Annotated in this window: 22 protein-coding genes; 16 read left to right on the top strand and 6 right to left on the bottom strand. The window is 73.5% G+C overall.

What is annotated here, in order from left to right:
- Positions 1-51: 51 nt before the first annotated feature.
- From VH969_RS14290 to VH969_RS14270, 5 genes are all read right to left on the bottom strand, one after another.
- A complete protein-coding gene (locus VH969_RS14290) occupies positions 52-1,485 on the bottom strand; it encodes a multicopper oxidase family protein (RefSeq protein ID WP_331974219.1) in 1,434 nt (477 codons plus the stop codon).
- A 4-nt stretch (positions 1,486-1,489) separates the two neighbouring features.
- Positions 1,490-2,032, bottom strand: a complete 543-nt coding sequence (locus VH969_RS14285; protein ID WP_331974218.1) for a hypothetical protein — start codon at positions 2,030-2,032, stop codon at positions 1,490-1,492.
- Positions 2,033-2,047: 15 nt separating this feature from the next.
- A complete protein-coding gene (locus VH969_RS14280; protein ID WP_331974217.1) occupies positions 2,048-2,716 on the bottom strand; it encodes a DUF6875 domain-containing protein in 669 nt (222 codons plus the stop codon).
- Entirely contained in the window at positions 2,713-4,752 is a 2,040-nt protein-coding gene (locus VH969_RS14275) for an aminotransferase class V-fold PLP-dependent enzyme (protein ID WP_331974216.1), read from the bottom strand. The genes VH969_RS14280 and VH969_RS14275 overlap by 4 nt, the downstream gene beginning before the upstream one ends.
- Before the next feature lie 65 nt (positions 4,753-4,817).
- Positions 4,818-8,228, bottom strand: a complete 3,411-nt coding sequence (locus tag VH969_RS14270; protein WP_331974215.1) for an ATP-binding protein — start codon at positions 8,226-8,228, stop codon at positions 4,818-4,820.
- A gap of 221 nt (positions 8,229-8,449) precedes the next feature.
- Between VH969_RS14270 and VH969_RS14265 the strand changes: the two genes are divergently transcribed.
- The 12 genes from VH969_RS14265 to VH969_RS14210 all read left to right on the top strand — a co-directional run bounded on the left by VH969_RS14265 (position 8,450) and on the right by VH969_RS14210 (position 19,244).
- Complete coding sequence (locus VH969_RS14265) at positions 8,450-9,667, top strand: aminotransferase class I/II-fold pyridoxal phosphate-dependent enzyme (RefSeq protein ID WP_331974214.1); 1,218 nt, start codon at positions 8,450-8,452, stop codon at positions 9,665-9,667.
- Positions 9,668-9,670: 3 nt separating this feature from the next.
- Positions 9,671-10,909 carry a beta-ketoacyl-[acyl-carrier-protein] synthase family protein gene (locus VH969_RS14260; protein WP_331974213.1) on the top strand — a complete coding sequence of 413 codons (1,239 nt, stop codon included), beginning with the start codon at positions 9,671-9,673 and terminating at the stop codon, positions 10,907-10,909.
- 77 nt (positions 10,910-10,986) lie between these two features.
- Positions 10,987-11,826 (top strand): MaoC/PaaZ C-terminal domain-containing protein, encoded by an 840-nt coding sequence (locus tag VH969_RS14255; RefSeq protein ID WP_331974212.1) that lies wholly within the window; start codon positions 10,987-10,989, stop codon positions 11,824-11,826.
- Entirely contained in the window at positions 11,826-13,328 is a 1,503-nt protein-coding gene (locus VH969_RS14250; RefSeq protein WP_331974211.1) for an AMP-binding protein, read from the top strand. Before VH969_RS14255 ends, VH969_RS14250 begins: the two co-directional genes overlap by 1 nt.
- The gene (locus VH969_RS14245) at positions 13,325-13,612 is read left to right on the top strand and encodes an acyl carrier protein (RefSeq protein ID WP_331974210.1); all 288 of its coding nucleotides are present in this window, start codon (positions 13,325-13,327) and stop codon (positions 13,610-13,612) included. Before VH969_RS14250 ends, VH969_RS14245 begins: the two co-directional genes overlap by 4 nt.
- A 4-nt stretch (positions 13,613-13,616) precedes the next feature.
- Complete coding sequence (locus VH969_RS14240; protein WP_331974209.1) at positions 13,617-14,660, top strand: hypothetical protein; 1,044 nt, start codon at positions 13,617-13,619, stop codon at positions 14,658-14,660.
- The gene (trpA, locus tag VH969_RS14235; RefSeq protein ID WP_331974208.1) at positions 14,653-15,468 is read left to right on the top strand and encodes a tryptophan synthase subunit alpha; all 816 of its coding nucleotides are present in this window, start codon (positions 14,653-14,655) and stop codon (positions 15,466-15,468) included. Before VH969_RS14240 ends, trpA begins: the two co-directional genes overlap by 8 nt.
- Before the next feature lie 2 nt (positions 15,469-15,470).
- The gene (locus VH969_RS14230; RefSeq protein ID WP_331974207.1) at positions 15,471-15,845 is read left to right on the top strand and encodes an ectoine synthase; all 375 of its coding nucleotides are present in this window, start codon (positions 15,471-15,473) and stop codon (positions 15,843-15,845) included.
- A 13-nt stretch (positions 15,846-15,858) separates the two neighbouring features.
- Positions 15,859-17,004 (top strand): acyl-CoA dehydrogenase family protein, encoded by a 1,146-nt coding sequence (locus tag VH969_RS14225; RefSeq protein ID WP_331974206.1) that lies wholly within the window; start codon positions 15,859-15,861, stop codon positions 17,002-17,004.
- A gap of 70 nt (positions 17,005-17,074) precedes the next feature.
- Positions 17,075-17,764: a phosphoribosylanthranilate isomerase gene (gene trpF / locus VH969_RS14220; protein WP_331974205.1), complete on the top strand. Its 690-nt coding sequence runs from the start codon at positions 17,075-17,077 to the stop codon at positions 17,762-17,764.
- A 17-nt stretch (positions 17,765-17,781) separates the two neighbouring features.
- A complete protein-coding gene (locus VH969_RS14215) occupies positions 17,782-18,501 on the top strand; it encodes a beta/alpha barrel domain-containing protein (RefSeq protein WP_331974204.1) in 720 nt (239 codons plus the stop codon).
- Complete coding sequence (locus VH969_RS14210; RefSeq protein ID WP_331974203.1) at positions 18,498-19,244, top strand: thioesterase II family protein; 747 nt, start codon at positions 18,498-18,500, stop codon at positions 19,242-19,244. Before VH969_RS14215 ends, VH969_RS14210 begins: the two co-directional genes overlap by 4 nt.
- Positions 19,245-19,265: 21 nt before the next feature.
- Here VH969_RS14210 and VH969_RS14205 read toward each other — a convergent pair whose 3' ends face one another.
- Positions 19,266-20,081 carry an AfsR/SARP family transcriptional regulator gene (locus VH969_RS14205; RefSeq protein ID WP_331974202.1) on the bottom strand — a complete coding sequence of 272 codons (816 nt, stop codon included), beginning with the start codon at positions 20,079-20,081 and terminating at the stop codon, positions 19,266-19,268.
- 255 nt (positions 20,082-20,336) lie between these two features.
- On the opposite strand from VH969_RS14205, the gene VH969_RS14200 reads away from it, so the two are divergent.
- From VH969_RS14200 to VH969_RS14185, 4 genes are all read left to right on the top strand, one after another.
- Positions 20,337-20,522, top strand: a complete 186-nt coding sequence (locus VH969_RS14200) for a hypothetical protein (protein ID WP_331974201.1) — start codon at positions 20,337-20,339, stop codon at positions 20,520-20,522.
- Positions 20,519-22,801, top strand: coding sequence for a TOMM precursor leader peptide-binding protein (locus VH969_RS14195; protein ID WP_331974200.1), 2,283 nt, complete (start codon positions 20,519-20,521; stop codon positions 22,799-22,801). The genes VH969_RS14200 and VH969_RS14195 overlap by 4 nt, the downstream gene beginning before the upstream one ends.
- A 91-nt stretch (positions 22,802-22,892) precedes the next feature.
- A complete protein-coding gene (locus VH969_RS14190) occupies positions 22,893-24,356 on the top strand; it encodes a SagB family peptide dehydrogenase (RefSeq protein WP_331974199.1) in 1,464 nt (487 codons plus the stop codon).
- Between the two features lie 97 nt (positions 24,357-24,453).
- Positions 24,454-25,494, top strand: a 1,041-nt coding sequence (locus VH969_RS14185; RefSeq protein WP_331974198.1) for a sensor histidine kinase, incomplete at its 3' end; no start/stop codon positions are given.

Below are 25,494 nucleotides of genomic sequence, written 5' to 3'. Positions count from 1 at the left end.
AACGGGCGGCGCCCCGGGAGAAACTCCCGGGGCGCCGCTCTTTGTCGTCGGTCAGGGGACGATGTTCATCTGCGCCATCATGCCCAGCGACGAGTGGTCGTTGAAGTGGCAGTGGAACGGGTAGCGCCCGGTGAACTCGCTCGTGAACGAGACCAGGATCCGGACGGTCTGGCCGGGCGGCACCGGGACGGTGTCCTTCGGGTAGGACTCCCACGGCTTGACCGGGACGCCGCCCCGGGACAGCACCCGGAAGCGCACCAGGTGCAGGTGCATCGAGTGCGGGATGGCCAGCGGCGCCACGTCCTTGTTGGTGATCTCCCAGATCTCCGTCGTGCCCCGCTTGACGGTGAAGTCGTCCCGGCCGGGGTCGAAGGTGCGGCCGTTGATGAGGAACGTCGTCGTCGCCTTGTCGAAGCCGAGCTCGATCTTCCTGATCTGCGCCGGCCCGCCGCGCAGCGCAGGCACGGCCGGCGCGGTCGCGAGGCGCGCGGGGATCTCGCTGTCGTCGCGCACCCGGCCGCCGCCGACCACGAAGCGCAGCAGGCCGGTGTCGGCCGCCGCGGTGCCGTCGGCGTTCTCCAGCACCAGCGTGCTGCCCGGGCCGAACCGGCTGAAGTCGACGATCACCTCGAGCCGCTCGGCCGGGTAGATCTCGAGCTCGGTGCGCCGCACCGGCACCGCGATGTGTCCACAGTCGACACCGACCTGGACGAACGGGGTGCCGCCGGTCAGGCGCAGCCGGAAGACGCGCTCGTTGGCGCAGTTGAGGATCCGCAGCCGGTACTTGCGACGCTCGACGGCGAGGACCGGCTGCGGCACGCCGTTGACGAGCACGGTGTTGCGCAGCGGCTGGCCGCCGATCTGCCAGAGCAGCTGGCCGCCGTCGGCGAACGCCGCGTCGCGCAGCATCAGGGGCACGTCGTACTTGCCGGTGGGCAGGCCGTCGGGCTCCTCGATGACGTACAGGCCCGCCAGGCCGCGGTAGATCTGCTCGGCCTCCAGGTGGTGGGCGTGGTCGTGGTACCACAGCGTCGCGGCCGGCTGGCGGTTCGGGTAGTGGTAGGTCCGGCTGCCGCCGGGCTGGATGACGTGCGTCGGGTAACCGTCGCTGGACTGCGGCACCTCGCCGCCGTGCAGGTGCATGGCGGTGGGCGTGTCCAGCCCGTTGGCGACCGTCACCGTCGCGGCGCGCCCCCGGCGGGCCCGGATCATCGGGCCGGGGAAGGAGCCGTTGTAGGTGTACACCTCGGTCTCCTGGCCGGGCAGGATCTCCGCCTTCGCCCGCCCCACCGTGATCCGGTAGTGGTCGGCCGCGGCGTCGCGGCCCACCGGGCGCAGCACCGGCGGGATCGGCAGCGGCACGGTGAACGGCTCGGCGGCCGCGGCCCGTTCGCCCGCGACCGCGGCCAGCAGCCGGTCGGTCGGCAGGGCGAGCACGAGGCCCGCGGCCGCACCCAGTTTGATCGTGTCCCTACGGCTGGGCATTCGGTCACCTTTCTCGAGACGGGGTTGGCGGGGCGCCACCCGGGACGGCCGGGCGCCGCCACGGCACGCCGGTGACGAAGGATCCGACCAGGGCCAGCACGAACGTGTAGCGCAGCACCACGGCGGCCGCCTCGAGCGTGCCGTCCGTGGTGATCGCGGAGCCCATCGCGACGGACGCGACGAGGGCGGCGACCGCGGCGGCGACGACGGCGACCGCGGCGGCGAAGGGCAGCCGGCCGAGCAGTCCGTCCATAGTGGACCAGCGTCGGGTGAGCCGGGCCGCCAGGGCGATCCCGGCGAGCATGACGTGCGCGGCCAGCATGGCGAGGCCGAGGTGGTTCGCGAGCGCGTCGCCGCTCACCGGGGGCGGCGGGACGAACACGTCGGCGCCGCCGTGTGCGTGCCCCGCGGCGAGGAGCACGGCGTGGCCGCTCGCCGAGAGCGCGGGCAGGTGCTCGGCGTGCGCGCGCAACGCCCACGAGATCACCACCGCGGTCGCGGCGGCGAGAGAGACCATCGGGAGCACCCGCGATCCGTCCGTGCGCATGCCTGTCTCCTCCCGCTACGCCACGTCGAGGTGGCCGCCGGTCAGCCGGGCGACGAGCTGGTCGCGCATGCGCGCGGGGATCGCGTCGGCGAACCGCTTCAGGTACTCGTCGATGTGCACGTCGACGTCCACGAGGAACGGCAGGTCGAAGACGAGCAGCTGGCGTACCGCCAGCAGCGGGATGGGCGAGCGCAGCGGGCGGAACGTGTGGCTCCACAGGCCTGGCTGGGGGCACACCGGATGGAACTGGCCGATCATGAGACCGTCCGCGACGAACTCGTCCTTCGCCTCGCGTTGCAGCTCGTCGAGCTCGGTGGAGTCCTCGCGGTCCAGGTGCGGCAGGACCATCAGCAGGGCCAGCAGCTCCCGGTCCCGTGGGTCCAGCGTGGCGCTGATCCGCTCGTGCCAGGTGCGCAGCCGCGAGACCAGCGCGGGCATGTCGGTCTCGCCGCCGTCGTGCACCGGCATGCCGAGCACGAACAGGTCCTTGCGCAGCGAGGGGGCGGTGTAGGGACAGACCGGGCCGGTGCGGCCGAGGTCCGGGTGTCCCGAGACGAGGAACTCCTCGCTCCAGCCCAGGATCTCCTCGAGCGGCGCCAGGTACCGGTCGGGCACGTCACCACCGCGAACCTGGCTCGCGGGCCACAGCTGGACGAGGTCGTCGCCGTACGGCGCGCGGCTCATCGGGGTACCCTCCACATAGGACGCAGAGACGGGCCGCTCGGCAGCGCGATCTCGGCACCGAGGGGGACGAAGCCGCCCCGCCGGGCGGCCGCCGTGCCGCCGGGCGAGCTGGTCTCGGTGTAGATCGGCACACCTTCCTCGTCGGCCAGGTCCAGCACCGTCTCGAGCAGCGAGCTCATCGCACCGCGACGCTGCGAGTCCGGGTCGACGCCACCGAAGGAGAGGTAGTAGTGCGGCTCGCCGACCGGGTGGCGTTCGGCCTGCCGCCGCATGATCGTCAGCAGCGCCTCGCGGTACTCGCCGGCGAGCTCGGTGAACCGCTCGGTGAGCTCGGCGTCGCGTGCCTCGACCTTCGCCCAGGCACCCGGCGGCAGGAACAGCAGCGCCGCGTCGCGCTCCGGGTTGGTGAGCACGCCGGCGTAGTCGAGGGACAGGTCCAGGTGTGCCCGGAAGAACTCGGGCAGGATCTCCACGCGCCGCGCCGGGTCGGGAAACGCCCACACCGCGAGCGGGTCGGCGAAGAAGGCCCGCGTGAGCACGTCGGTCAGCGCGCCGCGGTCGGCGCCGGTCGCGAGCTGCGGGCCGGGCGCCGGCCCGCTCTCCGGTGCGCGTGCCGGGATGTCGTTGGAACGCACGTGTCCTCCGTCCGCCGTGTCGTCCGCCGGCGCGCACGCGCCGAGCGCAAGTTCGTGCACGCGGCCGTGCAGCTGGTCGAGGTGGTTCTCCGCCTCGGGTTTGAGCAGCACGCTGCGCAGCACGTGTGCGGCGCCGACGTCCGCCGCGAGGTCCGGGTGCCGCATGCGGAACGCGTCCGCCTCCGCCCGCACGACGCTCAGGTACACCGGGTCGTCCGGCGACTTCATGCCGGCGTCCAGCACGCGCGTGGACGCCGTGTCCACCGCGCTCAGCGTGGCCGCGCCCGCGGCGGGGAAGTACGTGACGATGTCGAGCTCCGGTGGCTGGTACAGGCGCAGGCCGGCCGAGTCCTCGATCATGTCCGCCCAGCGCAGCGCCGCGCGGCGGGAGGCGGCCAGCACGGCGCCGAAGCCCTGCGCGGTAAGGGGAACGAGCCGCAGCGTCAGCCACAGCGCGGCGGCGGCCGCGCCCGCGCGGGAGCACTCCAGGCTGATCTGGCCCAGGTGCAGCTCCGCGTCGGTGAAGTAGGTGTACGGCGAGTCGTGGGTGAAGTGGCGGCCGATGTCCGGGTCGGCGAACAGGACGGCGCCGCAGCCGTAGGGCTGCAGCCCGTGCTTGTGCGGGTCGACGACGACCGAGTCGCAGCCGGCGATCGCCTGCCACGGCCGGGGGTCCAGCCGCTCCGGCGCGTCCGGCCGGGCCAGCAGCGCGAAGAAGCCGCCGTACGCCGCGTCCACGTGCACCCGGGCGCCGTGGCGGCGGGCGATCGGCAGCACCTCGTGCACCGGGTCGACCGCGCCGAGCCCCGTGGTGCCCGCGGTGAGCACCACGGTGCCGATCCGCCCGGTGGCGAGCGCCCGCTCCACGGCGTCGACGTCGACCCGCCCGGCGCCGTCCACCGGCAGCCGGTGGCCCTCGATGCCGAGCACGTGGCACATCCGCTGGTGCGTGTAGTGGCACTCGGAGCTGAACGCCACGCCGCGCCCCGGATGCGACTGCCGCGCCACGTAGAGCGCCTCGAGGTTGGCCATGGTGCCGCTGGTCGTCAGGTGCCCGGTGTGCGCGGGCAGGCCGAACATCCCGGCGAGCTCCGCGACGCACTCGCGTTCCATCTCCGTGGTCGCGGGGCCGCCCTCGGCGGCGTGGTTGTTGGGGTTGTGGAGCATCGCGGTGACGTAGCCGACGACGGCCGCCGGATGCGGGGGCTTGACCATCTGGCCGGCGTAGCGCGGGTGGAAGAACGGGTAGTTGTTCGCCATCCGGCCGGCGAACCCCTCGAACGCCGCGGCGAACCGGTCGTCCTCGACCAGCTGTGCCGGATGGCGGGCGAAGGGGCCGAACTGCTCACCCCACTCGTCGACGACGTCGACGGCGCGGGTTAGCCAGTACCGGAGATCCATGTACCCGTCCTTCCTCTCGTGGCGTCAGGTATACGGACCACCACGCAACAGAGCCGCAATCGCGCTCACGCCACGAGATGTCGCAACCCCGCGCGGGCGAGCGCCGAGTTCGCCTCGGCGCGCAGCGTGGGTGCCGGGCGCCGGTCGCCGGCCCGGGCACGGTCGGCGGCCACCTGCGCCAGGGCCTGCTTCGTGAGCGCGAGCCACGGCGCGGCGTCCCGCTCGGCGAGCTCGGTCAGGGCCGCGTCGAGGCGGAGCTCGGCCTCGTCCCAGTCGCCGACGACCGCGGCGAGGCGGCCGAGGTGGAACGACACCGGGCCGGCGAAGGTCCGGTAGCCGACCCCGCACACGAGCCCCGCGTACGGCGCGAGCCGGGCCCGCAGCGCCTCCGCCGTCGTCGGGTCGCCGAGCTCGACGGCGGCGAGCGAGAGCACGCCCAGCACGTGCAGCCACTCGTCGCCGCCCGGGAGCGGCTCGGCGCCGGTCGCGAAGGCCCGCACGGTCAGGTGCGGCCGGCCGCGGTCCCCCGCGGTGAGCGCCAGCAGGGACCGCTCGGCCACCCCGGCGCCCGGCGCGAAGCGCTCCTCCCCCGCCGGCCACGAGCTCTTTCGTAACAACCCGGCGACGAGCAGCTGGCGCGCGGCCAGCGTGCCCGGGTCCGGGCCGATCCCCGCCGCGAGCGCCGGGCGGCTCATGCCGGTGCCGGCGATCCCGGCCGGCTCGGCGGCGAGGGCCGCGTCGGCGAACCTGCCCTGGGTGACGGCCACCGCGACGGCGTGCTCGAGCAGCAGGGCGTCGGCGGGCGAGCCGGCCTCGGCCTCGTTCGCCGCGGCCGCCAGCGTGGTCAGCGCGGCCCGCCGCGCCGCGAGGTCGCCGCGCAGGTCCGCGGCCATGGCCTGGTGGTGCGCGGCGACGATGCGCGCCTCGGTGTCGCCCGCCGCGGTCGCGAGCTCGAGCATGTCCGCGGCGAGCGTGTACCGGCGGGCGAGCTCGCCCGGCCCGGCGAGCAGGCCGAGCTCGGCGGCGAGCGCGTCCAGCGCGGCCGTGACGCCGGGGGTCACCCGCACCACCGACCCGAGCCGGGCCTGCCGGGCGAGCAGCCGGCCGAGGGTCAGCTCGTCGATCCGGTCGGCGCCGTGCCCGCGCGCCGCGGGCCGGTCGGCGTCCTCCGCGACCAGGAGGTCGATCAGCGCGCCGGCCTCGCTGCGCAGCTCCGGCCGCGCGGCGACGGCGTCGGCGAGCCCGAGCGCGGCCTGCGCGGCGACGGGCAGCCGCTCGCTGTGCATCGCGTGCAGGGCACCGTCGAGCAGGTTCTGCTCGCCCTCCTGGTGCCGGCCGGCGGCGAGCTGGGCGAGCCCGAGGTAGGTCAGCGCCTCGGCGCGCAGCCCGCTCTCCGCGGCCGGCACGTGCGCCAGCGCGTCGCGGTGCAGGCGAACGGCCTCGTCGAACGCGCCGTCCCGGCTCGCCCGGGCCGCGGCGCGCCACGCCCACCGCACCGCGCGCTGGTCACCGTCCGGCGTGGCGCCGGCGCTGCGATGGGCGGCGAGCGCGGCGGTGTAGCGCGCGAGGTCGGTCCGCCTGCGCTCGATCACGTCCGCGATCCGGCCGTGCAGCCCGCGCCGGCGCACCGAGCTGAGCCGCGTGTACACGGCACGGCGGAGCACGTCGTGGGTGAAGCGGTACTCGTGGCCGGCCTGCCCGTCGCGCCCGGCCTCGGACACGATGCCCGCCGCCAGCAACGTCTCCAGCGCGTCCATCGCCCGGTCCAGGTCCAGCCCGGCCGCCTCCACGGTCACGTCCAGCTCGAACGTGCGGCCGGCCACGGCCGCGGTGCGCAGCAGGCGGCGGGCGACCGGCCCGAGCCCGGCGAGGCGGGTGGCGACGTGCTCGTGGACGGCCGGCGACAGCTCCTCCGGTGACCCGGCGCCGTACTGCTCGCACGGCCACCGCAGCATCTCCAGCAGCAGGTAGGCGTTGCCCGCCGTGTCGGCGATCAGGCTGCGGGCGGGCGGAATCTCGCGCAGGAAGGGCTTGGGCACGACGGCGCGGACCAGCGCGTGCAGGTCCGGCTCGGACAGCCCGCGCAGCGCCAGCCGGAACAGCCAGCCGTCGTGGTCGACCTCCTGGATCGCCCGGCGTAACCGCTCGCCCCGCCGGCCGGGCGGGCCCGCGGTGGCCACGACCAGCAGCGAGGCACCCTGCCGACGGGCGAACACCTGGCGCAGGACGGCGAGCGTGCCCGGGTCCGCGTCGTCGAGCGCGTCGAGGAACACCATCGCCGGCCGCTCGCGGGAGATCCGCGCCAGCAGGTCGGCCACGGCCGGGGCCAGCCGGGCCCGCGCGGCCTCGTCGGCCTCGCCGGCGCCGGCCAGCACCGTGCGCGCCGCGCCGGCGAGCTCGCCGAGCGGGCCGTCGCCGTCCACGGCGGACAGCCCGGCCAACGCCTCGGCCACCGCCTGGAACGGCGTGGCCGCCGCGCGGTCGCAGCGACCGCGCAGCACCAGGCCGCCGCCGAGGCTGACCTGCCGCGCGAGCTGGGTGACCAGGCGCGTCTTGCCGACGCCGGGCTCGCCGGACACCAGCACCAGGTGGCTGACGCCGTTCTCGGCCTTGGTCCACGCCTGGGTGAGCATCGCGAGCTCCTCGCGGCGCCCGACGAACGGCGCCCGCGGGCGCGGCCCCGGCGCGTCGTCGGCGGCGCCGGCCGCGTCCTCGGGGTCGCCGAGCAGGTCGAGGTAGGCCGCCTGCGTCTCGGGCGCCGGGTCGATGCCGAGCTCGTCGGACAGGACGCGGCGCAGCTCGTGGTAGCACCGCATGGCCTCGGCCCGGTTGCCGGCGGCGACGTGCGCGGTCATCCGCGTCCGGTGCGCGCTCTCCCGCAGCGGCGCGTGGCGCACCGCCTCGTCGGCGAAACGCAGGGCGGTGCCCCCGTCGCCGAGCGCGGCGGCGGCGAGGCCGGCCGTCTCCAGGCCGGTGACGAGCAGCTCGTCCAGCCGCGCGCGCACCTCGTTGACCCACTCGCCGTCGTGCTCGGGCAGAAGCGGCCGGCGCAGGCACGTGACGGCCGGTCCGGCCAGCCGCAGCGCCGCCTCGAAGTCGCCCTTGGCGTAGGCCGCGACCGCGCCGGCCACCTCCTTCTCGGCGCGCTCGACGTCCACCACCGCGCCCTCGGGAATCCGCAGCAGGTAGCGCCCGCCCTTGGCCACGAGCGGCGGCGGGTCGGCGGTGCTGTCCCCGGCGACGAAGGAGCGGACCCGGCTCACGACGCTGCGCAGCGCCGAGGCCCAGGTGTCCGGCAGCCCGTCCGGCCAGATGGTGTCGGCGAGCTGGTCACGGCCGGTGCCGGCCGCGCGCTCCAGGACCAGCCGCACGAACGCGACCTGCGCCTGCGCACTCGAGAGGTGGCGTGCCTGACCGGCCCCGCTCCCGTCGAGGCCCTCGTCGATCGTCACGAGACCCGCGAGCCTGATCAACACGTCGCCTCCTCGGAGATCGGTAAGCCAGCCAGCATCGGGCTGCTCCTTTCGTGCCGGCGCTACCTATGACAGTGCGGCTGCCCGTTCGGGTTGGACTCACATCTGACTTGAACGCGGCGGCTCGCGAGTTGACACCCGGGCCGTTGTGGTGTTGCGCCCGGCTTGCGCCGTCCCCGTAGAAATCCGGTTGCCGTTGACCGAGGTCCGTAGAGGAGACGCACGTGAACGCATCAGCTGCCTGGCAGTACCTCGAACCCAAGGTCGAGGCGATCAACCGGCGGATCAACGAGCTCGAGTGGGAACCCAGCCGCCGCAACAACTTCGTCGCCTACCGCCCCGAGCGCAACAGTCCCTATGTCGAGGTCGACGGCGAACGCCTGCTGATGATGTCCGGCTACGGCTACATCGGGCTCAACGGCGACGAGCGGGTCGTCGAGGCCGCCAAGCGCGCGCTCGACGAGTACGGCACGGGCACCCCGGGCGTCCGCGCGCTGGCCGGCACCATCCCCCTGCACGAGGAGCTCGAGGCCGAGGTGGCGCGGTTCGCCGGCCGCGAGGGCGCGCTCGTGTTCAGCTCCGGCTACGCCGCGAACGTCGGGGTGGTCGGCGGGCTGTGCGGTCCGGGCGACACCATCCTGCTGGACAAGCTCGACCACGCGAGCATCGTGGACGGCGCGCAACTGTCCGGCGCGACCGTGACCCGCTTCCGGCACAACGACCCCCGCCACCTCGACCGGCGCCTCGCGGCCACCGACAGCTCCGGCACCCGCCTGGTCGTCGTCGACAGCGTGTACTCGATGGACGGTGACATCGCGCCGCTGCCCGAGATCCGCGAGGTGTGCGACAAGCACGGCGCGCTGCTGATGGTCGACGAGGCACACGCGCTCGGCGTCATCGGCGCCACCGGGCGGGGCATCGAGGAGCACTTCGGCGGCGAGGTCAAGGCGGACATCAAGGTCGGCACGCTGTCGAAGGCGATCCCGTCCAACGGCGGCTGGATCGTCGGGTCCGCCGACTTCCTCCAGTACCTCAAGCGGCTCGCCCGGCCCTTCCTGTTCTCCGCGGCCCTCGCGCCCGCACAGGTCGGCGCCGCCCTCGAGGCGCTGCGGATCCTCGACCGGGAGCCCGAGCGGGTGGCCCGCACCCAGCACGAGTCGGCGCGCTTCCGGCAGCTGATGGCCGACGCCGGCATGAACACCGGGGACAGCGAGTCGGCGGTCATCCCGCTGATCGTCGGTTCGGACGAGAACGCGTGGGAGTACGCGACCGCGTGCCGCAAGGCCGGCGTGGTCGGCCTGCCGGTGATGACCCCGGCCGTGCCGCCGGGTCTCGCCCGCCTGCGCATCGCGATCACGGCCGCGCACACGCCGGCGGACATCGACTTCGCCGTCGACGCGCTGCTCACCGCCGCACGCCAGTGCCACCTGATCGAGGACTGAGGCATGGGACGGAAACCAGGAACGCCCGTCGCGATCACCGGCATCGGGGTCGTGACCCCCGCGGGCTCCACAGTGGACGACTTCTGGACGACGCTGCTGGCCGGCCGCTCCACCGCGGCACCGCTGAAGACCGATGTGGACATGAGCAACCACGGCGTCCGCTTCGGCTGCGCCGTGCGCGGCCTGGACGAGGTCGGCCTCATCTCGGCGAAAGAGGCCCGCCGCATGGACCCCTTCGCCCGCTTCGGCGTCACCGCCGCGCTGTCCGCCTACCGTGACGCGGGCTCCCCGACCCCGGACCCGCACCGGACGGCGATCGTCGTCGGCAACGCCGTCGGCGGCCGGCAGACCACCGACGCCGAGGTCGGCAACTACTTCCTGCACGGCCCGCACCGGGTGAACCCGCTGCTGCCGCTGGTGAGCATGCCCAACGCGGCCGCCGCGCTGCTCGCGATGCGCCTGGGCTGGCACGGCCCGGCGCTCACCATCGCCACGACGTGCGCGAGCGGTGCGGACGCCATCGGGCACGCCATGCTCATGCTGCGCGACCACCGCGCCGACGTGGTGATCGCGGGCGGCGCCGAGTCGACGCTGAGCCCGGTCACGCTGGCCGCGTTCGCCAACCTCAACGCGGTCTCCGCGCGCAACGACGAGCCCGAGCGTGCGAGCCGGCCGTTCGACGTGGACCGGGACGGCTTCGTCATGGGTGAGGGCGCGGGCTTCGTCGTCCTGGAGCGGCTCGAAGACGCCGACGCACGCGGCGCCCGCACCTACGGGCTCGTCGCGGGCTACGGCAGCACGGCCGACGCGTACCACCTCGCGATGCCCCTGCCCGACGGCTCCGCGGCCATCGCGGCGATGCAGGAGGCGATCGCCGACGCCGGTCTCGGGCCGGGCGACATCGCGCACGTGAACGCGCACGGGACGTCCACGCAGCAGAACGACCGCGCGGAGGCCAACGCGCTGCGCAAGGTGTTCGGCCCCACCGGACCGCCGGTCACCTCCACCAAGAGCGTGATCGGGCACCTGATCGGCGCGGCCGGGGCGGTCGAGGCGGTCGCCGCGGTGCTGAGCAACCACCACGCGACGGTGCCGCCCACCGCCAACCACGAGCGGCTGGAGCCGGGAATGGAGATCGACGTGGTGCACGGCGCGCCGCGGGCCATCACGCCGGGGCCCGCGCTGTCGAACTCGTTCGGTTTCGGTGGTCATAACGGCTGCCTGGTGGTGACGCCGCGATGACCGGGACGACAGGGACGGCGGCAGGAACGGCGACAGGGCCGGCGAACGATCGCCCGGCGGCGCAGACCGTCGCCACCATGGTGCGCACGGTCACCGCGGGCGAGCTCTCCCGCTACCGCGACGTGGTCCGGTCCGTCGTGGGCTCGCCCGCCCACGACGCGACGCCCACGGCCTCCCCGGTGCACGCGTTCGTGCTCGCCCACCCGGCGTTCGAGCAGGCCTTCACCAAGACCGGCGCGACGACCGCGGACGGCGGCGAGCCGGCGCGGGTCCACCTGAGCCAGGAGATCCGCCTCGACCGTCCACTGCGGCCGGACGAGCGGGTGATCGTCGAGGTGGACCTGCTCGGCGCCCGCCACGAGGCCGGCGGCGTGCGGGTGGCCATGCGGGCGGTCCTGGTCGGCACGGACGGCACGACGTTCGGCGAGCTGATCACCGGCGCGCTGCTCGGCGGCGCGACGAGCCCCGAGCCGTTCGGCGACCTCCCCCGGTTCCCCATGCAGCGGGTGAAGTCCACACCGGACGCCTGGACCCGGGAGTTCACAGTGGACGACGTGCGGCAGTACGCCACGGCCTCCGGGGACGACAACCCGATCCACCTCGAGGACGCGGCCGCCCGCGCGGCCGGCTTCGACGGGGTCATCGCACACGGCATGAGCGTGCTCGCCGTCGTCTGCGAGGAGATCGCGGACCGCCACGCCGGCGGTGACATCTCCCGCATCGGCGGGGTCGGCGTCCGGTTCTCCGCGCCCGTGCGGCCGGGGGAACCGCTGGAGATCAGCACGCAGGCCGACGGCGACCTCGTCTGCTTCGGCGTCAAGACCGCCGACGGGGTGGCGCTGAAGGGTGGCTGGGTCCGGCTTTCCGCTCAGCCATCGCCGTTAACCGAGACCGACGCCACGAATGCGAGTGGGTAATGGCAGAGGCAACTGGTTTTCGCGACGCGTTCCTCGCGCAGGTGCGGGAGCGCCCCGACGCCGCGGCCCTCGTCTGGCACGGCCGGGAGACGACCTACCGCGAACTGTACGAGATGGCCGGCAAGGCGGGTGCCCAGCTGGTGGCGCTCGACCTCGGGCCGGAGGAGCCGGTCGGCATCGTGGCCAAGAAATCGCCCGAGGCGGTCGCGCTCGTGCTGGCCTGCGTGCTGGCCGGCCGGCGGTTCCTGCTTCCCTCGCCGGCCTTCGCCGACGGGACGCTGACCGAGCTGTTCGCGCAGAGCGGCTGCCGCTACGCGCTGACCCCGTACGGGGACGCGATGCTCGTGGCGTGGGACGGCCCGCCGGAGCTCCGCGTGGCGGAGTGGACGGACGTCACGTTCATGCTGACGACGTCGGGTTCCACCGGGCTGCCCAAGGTCGTGCCGCTCCACCAGGCGGCGGTCGACCGGTTCATCGCCTGGGCCGCGGAGAAGTTCGACATCCGTCCCGGCCGCGGCGTGCTCAACTACGCCCCGCTGAACTTCGACCTGTGCCTGCTGGACATCTGGACGACGCTCGCCCACGGCGGCCGGGTGGTCCTCGTCGACCCGGACCACGCGGCCAACGGGTACCACCTGCTCGAGCTGCTGGTGCGCCACGAAGTGCACGTGGTCCAGGCGGTGCCGATGTTCTACGGCCTGCTGCTCTACGCCGCGATGACCCGCGATCCCGACCGGCGGTTCGCGTCGGTGGAGCACGTGATGTTCACCGGTGACGCCATCCCGCAGTGCACGCTCGAACAGCTGCCCGGGCTGTTCCCGGCGGCCCGGATGTACAACATCTACGGCTGCACCGAGACGAACGACAGCTTCGTCCACGAGCTCGGCCCGCAGGCAACGCGGGCCGGCGGGCCGCTGCCGATCGGCGCACCGCTGCCGGGCGTGCACGCCGAGGTCGTCGGCACGGACGGCACCGTCCTCAGTGGCCCGGGCACGGGTGAGCTGTACGTCTCCACCCCGTTCCAGGCGAGCGGCTACCTCAACCGGCCGAGCCAGAACCACCGGTTCGCCCCGCACCCGCAAGGGTGGGACGACCGCCGCTACTTCCGCACCGGCGACCTCGTGCGCCGCACGGTGGACGGCGAGATCTTCCTGTTGGGGCGCAGCGACTTCCAGGTCAAGGTGCGTGGGGTCGCCATCAACACCGCGCAGGTGGAGCGGGTCCTGCTCGACCACCCGGACGTGCGCGAGGCGGCGGTGGTCACCCAGCCCGACGACCTGACCGGTGTCCGGTTGGTGGCTTCCGTGCAGCGCGCGGAGGGCAGCAGGCTCAACAGCCTCGTGTTGCGCTCGCACTGCGCGAAACACCTGCCAGCGGCCGGAATCCCGGCGGAGCTGCGCATCGGCGACGAGCCGCTGCCGAAGACCGCCACCGGCAAGGTCGACCGCAACGCCGTGAAGTTTCCCGATGTATCGCCGGACGTACAAGGAAGGGTCTCATGAGCAACGTCAGCAGCAATGTCAGCAGCAATGTCAGCGTCATCAAGCAGTTCCTGATCGACGAGTTCCTGCCGGATGTCAGCGCCGCGGAGCTCGACGTGGACCACGACATGCTCTCCGACGGCGTGATCGACAGCCTCGGCGTGCTGAAGCTGATCGCGTGGGTCGAGGAGCGGTTCGGGCTGACCGTGAGCGACACCGAGCTCGACCCGGACAACTTCCGCACGGTCACGTCGATCGACGCGTTCATCGCGAACAACACCCGATCCGTCCCGGCCGGGAGCTGAGGAGATGCGCGGGCCGCTCGAAGGGCTGATGAGCTGGGAGCCGGACATCGAGGTCGACGTCTGGCGGTCGTTCTGGGACCGGCTCGACGCCGGTGACGTCGACCGCGGCGAGGCCGTCGCCGTCCTGTCCTCGCTGGCGACCCGGTTACCGGACCACGCAACGCTGTGCAACCTGCTGGCGTCGTTCGACGAACGCCGCCGGCAGGCGCCGGCGCGGTGGCCGGGCTCGGTCAACATCGTGGGTACCGGCGGCGGTCCGCGCACGTTCAACATCTCGACGGCGGCGGCGTTCGTCGCCGCGGCCACGGGCGTTCCCGTGGTGAAGACGGGTTCCCGGGCCTACACCAGCAAGCTCGGCTCGGTCGACCTGCTCGAGCGGCTCGGGATCGGGCTGACCAAGTCCTATTCGGACACCGAGGACGCGCTGGCCGACTTCGGCGTGGCGTTCGCCGGGCAGTTCGTCTACCCGGCCGCCCTCTCCCGGCTGGCCCGGGTGATCCTGCCGACGAGCATGCGGTGGTTCGGCAAGTTCCTCAACACGCTCGGGCCCTTCCTCGCGGGGCTCCCGGTGGCTGCCCAGCTCACCGGGGTCTCCACGGCCGCCCCGCTCCCCCGGCTGCGCCAGCTCGCCGCGGCGAGCGCCGACCGGCGGATCTGGCTGTGCACCAACGATGTCGGTGCCGACGAGCTGCTCGGCTTCGCCGAGAACATCGTCTACACCGACACCGGCGAGCTGCGGATGGCGCGCGGTGAGCTCACCGCCGGCGCGGGCACGCTCGCGGACCTGGCGCCGCCCGACGACGCCGCCGCGGCGGTCGACCGCTTCCTCGCGGTCGTCTCCGGCGACGGCGGCGAGACCGCCACGGAGACCGTCTGCCTCAACGCGGCGGCGATGGCCGTCGCCGGCGGGCACGCGGCGGACTGGGCCGCCGCGGTCGAGGCGGCGCGGCGGGCGGTGCGCGACGGCGCCGCGCGCGACCTGCTGGACCGGGTGCGTGCGGCGGGGCGGCGGACTCCGCGCCCGGCGAGGGCGGTGTCCGGTGACTGAGTTCTTCCCGCGGCACGGCAGCGGCCTGGCCCTGTTCCTCAACGCCGGCGACCCACCGCTGCCCGTGCTCGACGACGTGGTGGCGATGCTCGACGAGTCCGGAGTGGACTGCCTGGAGCTCGCCGTGCCGTTCCCGGACTCGGTCACCGACGGACCGGTGATCCGCAAGTCCGCGCGGCGGGCGCTCGACCGCGGCGTCGAGCTGGCCGACGTGCTCGCGTTCGTCGAGCGGGTGCGGCCCCGGCTGCGCCACCTGCGGATCGCCCTGCTCGCCGACTGGAGCTACTCGGTGCGGCGCACGCCGCTGCGCTCGTTCGTCGACGACGTCGCCGAAAGCGGCGCGGACGGCCTGCTGCTCCACGGCCTGCCACCACGGCTGCGCGCCGAGTACTACGCGGCCACCGGCGAGGCGGGCCTGCCGATCGTCACGACCTGCTACCACGGCGTCTCCTCGGTGGACGTCGTGGCCGAGGCCGCCGCGCGCGCGTCCGCCTACGTCTACCTCGTCGCCCACTACGGGCGCAGCGGCACCTCGGCCGCGCCCGACCACGACGCGCTCGCCGCCACCATCGCCGGCCTGCGCGCGCGGACGGCCGCACCGATCGCGGTCGGGTTCGGAGTGCGGAGCGGGGCGGATGTCGCGGCGCTGCGCTCCCGCGGAGCCGACGCCGCGATCGTCGGCTCGGCCGTGGTCGCGCGCGTGGCGGAGGCACAGGCCACCGGGCACGACGTGACCGGGGCACTTCGCGACTTCGTCCGGTCCATCCGGCGACCGGACACGTTCAACAGAGCAAGAACCGGAGGTTGACCATGATCGTTCGTCACATCGACAACGTGAAGACGGTGGAGTGGGGCAATGGCCTCAGCCGGCGTTTTCTGGTGGCCGACGACGGCGTCGGCTACACGGTGACCGACACCCTCGTGCGTGCCGGCACCAAGTCCCGGCTCGAGTACCGCAACCACCTCGAGGCCTGCTACTGCATCGAGGGCTCGGGCGAGGTGATCGAGATGGACGGCACGGCGCACCCGCTCGTGCCGGGCACGCTCTACGCCCTCGACCAGCACGACGCGCACTTCCTGGTGGCGAGCCCGCACGAGGACATGCGACTGGTGTGCGTGTTCACGCCCGCGCTGCGCGGCGACGAGGCACACAGCCTCGACGAGTACACCTCGTCGGCGTACTGACAGGCAGGTGATCATGACCAGGTGGAACGCCGACCAGCTCGCGCTGCGCGCGGGCCTGGCGAGGTGGCGCGACGACCTCAACGAGGGCCACGTCGAGCGAGACGAGGAGGGCGGTTTCTCCTGGGACAAGTGGAAGCTGATCAAGGACACCGGGATCCTCAGCCTGCCGTTCGACGAGCGGTGGGGCGGCCTGGGCCAGGACATCGTCACCACGATGTACGTACTCGAAGGCCTCGGCGAGACCTGCCGTGACGGCGGGCTGAGCTTCTCGACCACGACCAGCATCTGCAGTACCGGGATCCCCCTCGAGCACTTCGGCACCGAGGAGCAGAAGGCGCGGTACCTGCCCGGGATCTGCTCCGGAGACCTGATCGGCGCGCACGCGATCACCGAGGCCTCCGGCGGATCCGACGCCATGAAGATGCTGACGAGAGCCGAGCGGGACGGCGACCACTTCGTCCTGAACGGCAGCAAGACCTTCGTCAGCAACGGCCCGATCGCCGACGTGGTGGTCGTCTACGCGCGCACCCGGCCCGACGCCGGCGCGCTCGGCATCACCACGTTCCTCGTCGACAAGGACACGCCCGGCATGACGGCCGGCAAGCCGCTCAAGAAGATGGGGCTGCGCACCTCGCCGCTGTCCGAGCTGTTCTTCGACGACTGCCGGGTGCCCGCCGACCGGGTGCTCGGCCGGGTCGGCGGCGGGTTCATCGTCCTCGACCACGTGATGAAGCGGGAGATCCTGTTCTCCTTCATCGTCAACGCCGGGGAGATGCAGCACCGGCTGGACCGCTGCATCGAGTACGCGAAGACACGGGTCCAGTTCGGCAAGCCGATCGGGTCCCACCAGTCGATCGCCAACAAGATCGTCGACATGAAGATCAAGTTGGAGACGGCCCGCAAGTGGCTCTACGACACCGCGGAGCGGCTCGTGGCCGGGGAGAACGTGACCGTCGACCTGGCCGTGGCGAAGCTGCTCACGAGCGAGGGCAACCTGGAGTCGAGCCTGTCGGCGGTGCAGATCTTCGGCGGGCACGGCTACATGGCCGAGAGCGGCCTGGAGAAGGACGTGCGCAACTCGGTGGCGGGCACGATCTACTCGGGCACCACGGAGATCCAGTACAACCGGATCGCCTCGATGCTGGGGCTCGGCAAGTGAGCGAGCTCGCGAGCGAATCAATGTCACAGGGCGACCGCGAGTGGCTCGACCGAGCCTGCGAGGGGGAGTCGTGAGCCCACCGCTGCTCAAGGTGTGCGGGGCGCGGTCCGCGCCGGACGTGGCGTTGCTCGCCGCGGCCGGTGCGGACCTCGTCGGCCTCTGGCACGGCGTGCCCGGCGGGCACGCGGAGCTGCCGCTCGCCGACCTCGGGTCGCTGGCCGGCGCCGCGCGGTCCGCCGGGCTGACGCCGGTGCTGGTGACCTTCGCGAGCGACGCCGGGCAGCTGGCGGACGTGCTGGCGCGCACCGGGATCCGGTGGGTGCAGCTGCACGCCTTCCAGCTCCCGGCGACGGTCGCCGCGCTGCACGCCGCGGTCGACGGGCTCACCGTCGTGAAGGTGCTGCACGTGCGGTCCGGCGCCTGCCTCGAGCGGCCGCTGGTCGGCGGCTACGAACGGGCCGGCACCGACCTGTTCCTGCTGGACACCATGACCGAACAGGGCCGCGTGGGCAGCACCGGGCGCCGGCTCGCCCCCGCCGACGCGCTCGCGGTGGCCGGCGCGTTGCACCGCCCGTTCCTGCTCGCCGGCGGCCTGTCCGCGGACAACGCCGGCGACTTCGCGGCGGTCGCGGCCCAGCCGAACTACGCGGGCATCGACGTCGACACCGCGGCACGCGACGGAGCGGGCCGGTTCGCCGCGGGCGCGGTCACCGGCCTCGCCCGCGCCTGGCGCACCGCCCGCCACTCGCCGGCCGCCTGACAACTTACGGAGACGACATGGCCGCCCCGTTCATCGAGAGCCTGCTGGCCGCCGAACGCCCGCTGATCATGGAGGTCAAGCGGCACGACGGCGACGGCGACGACCTGCTCGGCACGCGAACCGTCGCGGACGTGGTGGCGGCCTACGAGGCGGCCGGCGCGCCGTGCCTGTCGGTCGTCACCGGCCGCTGGTTCGGCGGCACCGAGGAGATGCTGGCGGAGGTCGCCGGGCTCACCGACCGCCCGATCCTGCAGAAGGACTTCATCACCCGCCGCGCGCAGGTGGCGCGGGCGGCCTCGCTGGGCGCCTCGGCGGTGCTGCTGACCGCCGGGCTGCTGCCGAAGTCGAGCATCGCGGCCCTCGTCGACGAGTGCCTCGCCGCCGGCCTCACCCCGTTCGTGGAGGTCACCAGCGAGGCGGAGATCGCGGCGGTGCCGCACGCGGAAGCGTGCGTGCTCGCGGTGAACAACAAGGACATCCGTACCCGGGAGCGCGACGCGGGTGACACCGGCCGGAGCCTGCGGCTGCTGCCGGCGCTGCGGCGGGCCGGCACGCCGTGCCCGGTCAGCGCGAGCGGCATCGACGGCCCGGCGGTCGCCGCCCGGCTGCTCGACGCCGGGTACCGGGGACTGCTGATGGCGACGTCACTGCTGCGCGCCGGCGACCTCGACGGGTTCGGGGCCCGGCTGGACGAGCACCGAGGGCGGCGTGTGCCGCTGGGAGGAGGGGCACGATGACCGGCGACCTCACGGCGTGGCTGCGCCGCTTCGACGTCGCGTCCGGCGCGGACCGGCGACTGGTCTGCTTCCCGCACGCGGGCGGCACGGCGAAGTACTTCCGGCCCTACTGGCGGGCGCTTTCCGGTGCCGCGGACGTGATCGCCGTCCAGTACCCCGGCCGGCAGGAGCGCAGCCACGAGCCGCCGATCGGCGACCTCGAGGAGCTGGCCAGGCCGGCGGTGGACGCGGTGCTGGAGCTGTCGGACCGGCCGCTGACCCTGTTCGGGCACAGTATGGGCGCGGCGCTCGCGTTCGAGGTCGCCCGGCGGCTGGAGGCCAAGGGCGTCGTGCTGAGCGGCCTGTTCGTCTCCGGCCGGCGGGCGCCGTCGCGGCACCGCGACGAGCGCACCCACCAGCTCGCCGACCCGTGGCTGCTGCACGCGGTCCGCGGGCTCGCCGGCCCGAGCGCGGAGCTGCCCGGGTTCGAGGTGTTCGCGCGCAAGACGCTGCCGCTGATCCGCGTCGACTACAAGGCGGCGGAGACCTACCGGTACGTGCCGGGACCCCGGCTGTCCTGCCCGGTCGTCGCGCTCACCGGCGACGCCGACCCGCTCGTGACCGTGGACGAGGCCGCCGCGTGGGCCGGCCACACCGACGGGCCGTTCGACCTGCGGGTGTACCCGGGCGGCCACTTCTATCTCGACGAGCACCGCCCGGCGCTGATCGAACTGCTGTCCGCGCACCTGTCGGACGGCGCGTGAGCGGCCGGCCGCCGGCCCCGTTCAGGACGCGACGACTGAGAGCAGCTCGCCGCTCGTGTGCGCGTGCTGCAGGTTCTCGTCGGAGTTGAGGATCGCGCGCTGCAGGCGCTGGATCGAGATCGACGGCTCCAGGCCGAGCTCCTCCACCATCGTGGAGCGCAGCTTCCAGAAGATCTCCAGCGCCCGCCAGCCGCGCCCGGACCGGTACTGGGCGATCATGAACTGGGCGCACAGCCGCTCGTTCATGGGGTACTGGGCGGTCAGCTCGGCGAGCTCGCTCAGCACGATGCGGTGGCGGCCCAGCCAGAGCTCGGCGTCGATGCGGTCCTCCAGCGCACCCAGCCGGCTCTCCTCGAGCCGGTTCACGTGCGCGGCGAGCGGCTGGCCGGTGTGCACGTCGACCAGCGCCGGCCCGCGCCACATGCCCAGCGCGCCGTGCAGGATCTCCGCCGCGGCCTCGTACTCGCCGAGGTCCATCGCCTGGCGCCCACGCTTGGCCAGCCGCTCGTAGCCGACGGCGTCCACGTCCTCCGGCGCGATGCGCAGCGAGTAACCGGTGTGCTGGGTGACCAGCACGCCCTTGGCCACGTCGGTCTTGTTCACGCCGAGCGCGTCCCCGATGCGGCGGCGCAGGTGCAGGATGTAGGTCTGCAACGTCTGTTGTGGAGTCTCCGGCGGCGTCGTGCCCCACAGCTCCTCGATCAGCGCACGCGAGGACACCACCTCGCCGCCGTGTAACGCCAGTAACGCGAGCAGCTGGCGCAGCTTCGCCGCGGTCGGCGTGAACGGCCGCCCATGCGCCTCGATCTCCAACGGTCCGAGCACCCTGATCTGCATGCCTGTGCCTTTCTGCCGGTGCGGGGTGGATCTGTCGACGCCGCTGGCGAGGACACACCCAGAACGCTCCCAGAACGCCGGGACGGAAGGCAGTGACGACGCCATGAATGCGTGGATGAAATCCACTCGAGAATTTGCATGACGAATACACATCGGACCGGTGAGCGCGGCACTGGCTCTTCGGCGCCGCGGGCCCGGACACTTTTCCACGGACACGCCCGGTCGAGACCTACTCGAGAACCGAGGGAGCAACCCATGACCCCACCGGCAGCGCACCTCTCCACCGTGTCGGCGACGTCCGGCGTCGCGACAGGCGACTCCGGCGCCCGGGTCAAGGTGGTCATCGACGTGTTCGACCGCTGGCACGACAAGGCGGACACCCTCGTCTCGCCGACCACGATCTGCTGGGTGGCCGCCGACACCGGGGTGCGGCCGGCATGACGGGCACGGAGCTCCCGCCCGTGGTCGGCTTCCGGCGGCACCTGCGAACCGAGGTCGCGGGCGAGGTCACCTACCTGTTCTCCGAGCGCGGCATGACCACGCTCAGGGGGGCGGAGGTCTCCACGCTGGCGCCACTGCTCGACGGCACGCGCAGCCTCGAGTCCTTACTCGAGGACGCCCCGGGAGGCATGGTGCGCGAGGACGTTGCCGCGGTGATCGCGCAGCTGACCGACGCCGGCCTCGTCACCGTGCAGCCGCCGGTCGCCGAGCGGGCCGACGAGCCGGCCCTCGCCTACTGGGACTCCGTCGGCCTGCCCGCCGCCGAGGCGGTCGCGGGCACCACGACCAAGTCCGTCGCGATCTTCACCGTCGGCGACGTCGACACCGTGGCCGCCTGGTCGGCCTTCCGGTCGGCGGGCCTGGCGGTGACGGCCGGCCTGCCGCTCGACCCGGTCGACCTGTCCGTGGACCTGCCGGTCGTGCTGTGCGACGACTACCTGAGCCCCTGCCTGGGCGAGATGTCCGAGGCACTCCAGGTCGCCGGAATCCCGTGGCTGCTCGCCAAGCCGGGCGGCACCCAGGTGTGGATCGGGCCGTTCTTCGAGCCCGGCAGCTCGGGCTGCTGGTACTGCCTGGCCAGCCGGCTTCGCCTGCACCGGCAGGCCGAGTCGTGCGCGAGCGACGAGCTGGGACGCACGGGCCCGGTGCCCCACCCGCTGCCCGCCGTGCCGCCCCTGTCGTCGGCGGCCATGGACCTGGTCGCGCTGGAGGCCACCAAGTGGCTCGGCGGCCAGCGGTACGCGGGTCAGCGCTCGGTGTGGGTGATGGACGCGACCGACCTGACGACGGCCCATCACGAGCTGCGCGGCCGGCCGCCGTGCGAGCACTGCGGCGACGCCGGGTTGGTGAGCGCGCGGGCGAACCGCCCGATCACCCTGACCTCCCGCCCCAAGGCCGCCGGCACCGGCGGCGGGCACCGCGCCCTCCCGCTGGAGGACGTGCGCGCCGAGTACGCGCACCTGGTCAGCCCGGTCACCGGCGTGCTGAAGGAGATCCGGCGCGACCGGCGCGGGCCCGCGGTCTTCCACTCCTACCGCTCCGGGCAGAACGCCGCGCTGGGCGTGCGCACGCTCGACGCGCTGAACGCCGCGCTGCGCGCGGAGAACGGCGGCAAGGGCACCACCGCGCTCGAGGCCGAGGTGGGTGCGTTGTGCGAGGCGGTCGAGCGGTACAGCGGCGCCTTCCACGGCGACGAGCAGCGCATCCGGGGCAGCCTGCGCTCGCTGGGTGAGCGGGCCGTCGACCCGGGCACGTGCCTGCTCTTCCACGACCGCCAGTTCCGCGACCGCACTGGCTGGAACGCCGAGCACTCGCCGTTCCAGCACGTCTGCGACCCGTTCGACGCGGACGCGGAGATGGACTGGACCTCGGTGTGGTCGCTGACCGGCGGGCGCCACCGGCTCCTGCCGACCGCGCTGCTCTACTACGGCGCGCCGGCCGAGCGCGGGCCGCGCTTCCTGCACGCCGACTCCAACGGCAACGCCGCGGGCACCAGCATCGAGGACGCGATCCTGCAAGGCGCGCTGGAGCTCGTCGAGCGCGACGCCGTGGCGCTGTGGTGGTACAACCGCACCCCGATGCCGGGCGTGGACCTGGGCTCGTTCGGCGACTCGTGGCTCGACGACGTGCGCGCCGCCTACGCCGGCCTGCGACGCGAGCTGTGGGTCCTCGACATCACCTCCGACCTGGGCGTGCCCGCGATGGCGGCGATCTCCCGGCGGATCGACGGTCCGCGCGAGGACATCATGTTCGGGTTCGGCGCGCACCTGGATCCCCGCATCGCCGTGCGGCGGGCGGTCAGCGAGCTCAACCAGCTCATCCCGGCGATGCTCGGCCGGGGCGACCGGTACGACTGCGACGACCCCGACGCCGTGCGCTGGTGGCGCGAGGCGACCGTAGCCGGCCAGCCTTACCTGGTGCCCGACGCCGGGGTGGCGGCCCGCACGCCCACCGACTACGGCTACGTGCCCCGCACCGACCTGCTCGACGACGTCCGGACCGTCCACGACCGGATCGCCGCGCAGGGCATGGAGATGCTGGTGCTCGACCAGACCCGGCCCGACGTCGGGATGCCGGTGGTCAAGGTCGTCGTGCCGGGGATGCGGCACATGTGGGCGAGGTTCGGTCCCGGCCGCCTCTACGACGTGCCGGTCCGCCTCGGCCGGCTGACCAGCCCGACGCCCTACGACGAGCTCAACCCGTACCCGATGTTCCTGTGAGACGTCTCCTTTCCGTGCGGCGCAGTTCTCGTGGCACCCGGCGGTGACGACCGCGACCATCGCCGGGTGCCACGGCCAAGGAGCCCTGACCATGCCCACCGATGACGGCCCGTACCCGCCCACCCGGATCCACCTGCGATCCCTGACCGAGGACGTGCTCGTCGAAACGACCGAGAGCGGCCGGCTCCGCGTGCTCACCCGCTGGGGCGAGCTCGTCCTCGACGAGGTGTCGGCCGCGGTCCGCGCCGCGCTGGAGCGGCTGTCCATGGGGCCGACCGCGGTGCACAACATCGAGCCGGCCGGGGCCGGGGACCGCGCGGAGCTCGCCCGGATCGTCGGCTCGCTGGGTGGTTCGGTCGTGCACACGCTCGACGTGGACGACGGCCACGGCCCGCTGGCTTCGGTGGTGCCGCTGACCGAGCACGCCAGCTTCCGGCTGGCCGAGGTCGACGCGGACCGGCCGCTGCGGCTCTCGCGCTTCGTGTCGGTCCGGGTGGGGCACGGTGGGCTGGTGCTGGAGTCGGCCGTCGGGCCGTTCCAGGTCGTGCTCCACCGCACGCTCGCCTGCCAGGTGGTCGTCGCGCTCGGCTGGCCGACCTCGATCGCCGGCCTGGCCGGTGAGCTGGGTGTCGCGCCCGGGCTGGTCGCGGACCTGGCCGCGTACCTGGTCGCGGCCGGGGTCGTCCAGGTCGGCGAGGGCGCGGCGACGGAGCCGGTGCCGTCCATCGTCGGCGACCGGCGCCCGGCTTCGGGCGTGGTCTTCGGCGAGGACATCGAACCGGCCCTGAGCCGCTGGACCCACCACGAGCTGATGTTCCACGCCCGCACCCGGGTGGGCCGCGACCACACGGCGTCCGGCAGGCCCGCGGGCGACCGGGAACCGCCGCCGGTGACGAGGTCGGCGCCGGCCGGGCCGCGGTTTCCGCTCTTTCGTCCCGACGAGGCCGAGCTGAGCCGGAACGATCCGGCGCTCACCCGGCTCATCGAGACGGAGCGCGTCTGCCCGGAGCCCTCCGACCGGCCGCTGGACGCGCGGCAGCTCGGCGAGCTGCTCTACCGGGCCGCGCGGGTCCGCTCGGTGACGCCTGCCGACGGGACGACCCACGCGACCTCGAGCCGGCCCTACCTGAGCATCGCGGACCGCTACGAGCTGGAGCTGTACCTGAGCATCGACCGCTGCGCGGGCCTGCCCCGCGGCAGCTACCACTACGACCCGGCCGCGCACGCCCTGACGCTGGTCAACGACTCCGCGGCCGACCTCGACGCGTTGCTCGACGACGCCAAGGCCGTGGCCGGCCACGCCGAGCAGCCCGCGACGCTCATCACGGTCACCGCACGCGCGGAGCGGCTGCTCTGGCTGATGCGCGGCACCGGCTACTCGGTGGCGCTCATGCACCTCGGCGCGCTGCAGCAGACGCTGGACCTCGTCGCGACCGCGACCGGCCTGGCCGCGTGCCCGCTCGCGCTCGACACCAGCGACACCACCAACCGGGCGCTGCGGCTCGACTGGCCCGCGGAGGTCGGGATCGGCGAGTGCATCGTCGGCCACCGCTGACCGCCTCTGGATCTCGCCTCGAGCGTGATCAGCTGACTGTGTGTATAACCTAGACTCCGCTGGGCATCTCCCAGCATGCGCGCCTAGGGGTATCGCCATGGAGTCGGACTTAACGTTGCCCACCCGCACCGGGGGTGACGGCGCGCGCCGACTGCCGCGCGCGGCGCCGAAGCTGGCGATGGCCGTGCTGGTCACCGTTTTCGTGGGTTTCGGCGTCGTCTCGTCAATCGCGTTGTTGAGCACGCCGGGCTTCGACTTCGCGTCGACGGTTCTCTCGCTGATATACACCGCCGCGCTGCTCGTCCTGCAGATCGGCTATTTCGGCCGGCCGGCACGGCATCGCGGCGCCCCGGCGAAGTACCTCGCGCTGCTCGCCCAGGCCGCGCTGGTCTACCTCCCGCTGCTGCAGTACGGCCAGGCGTGGGTCAGCCGGCCCGGCTTCCTCGCCGGAAGCGTGCTGCTCTGCCTGCCCGCGGCGGCGGGGGTGCCGCTGTTCGTCGGGATCGTGGCCAGCATGGGTGCGGCGCAGGCGGCGATGACCGGGTCCGGCGCTGACGTCGCCTACACCACGGTGTCCACAGTGATCACCGGCTTGGTCGTGTTCGGACTGACCTGGCTCGCGAACCTCGTCGTCGAGCTGGATTCCGCCCGCGAGGAGCTGGCCCAGCTGGCGGTGGCCCGGGAACGGCTGCGGTTCGCCCGGGACCTGCACGACCTGCTCGGCCTCAGCCTCTCGGCGATCACCTTGAAGAGCGAGCTGACCAGGAGGCTGATCACCGACCAGCCGGCCGAGGCCAAAGAGGAGCTGGGCGAGATCCTGGGCATCTCCCGCAAGGCCCTGGCCGATGTGCGCTCGGTGGCGAGCGGCTACCGGCGCCTGTCGCTGGACGACGAGTGCGACTCGGCCGAGTCCGTCCTGGCCACCGCGAACGTGGCGGTGACACTGCGGCGCGAGTACCAGAAGCTGCCCGCCGAGACCGGCACGCTGCTCGCGACCGTGCTCCGCGAGGGCATCACGAACGTGCTGCGCCACAGCGAGGCCGAGCAGTGCGCGATCGAGATCCGGCAGCACGACGACACGGTCGCCATCGAGATCGTCAACGACGGAGCCTGCGCGAAGGCCGCGACGGGCGGCGGC

This window comes from Actinophytocola sp. (assembly GCF_036555685.1).
In the GTDB taxonomy this organism is placed as follows: domain Bacteria; phylum Actinomycetota; class Actinomycetes; order Mycobacteriales; family Pseudonocardiaceae; genus Actinophytocola.
Note: the sequence above shows the minus strand (reverse complement) of the source record. Positions and strands in the feature narration are given on the sequence as shown.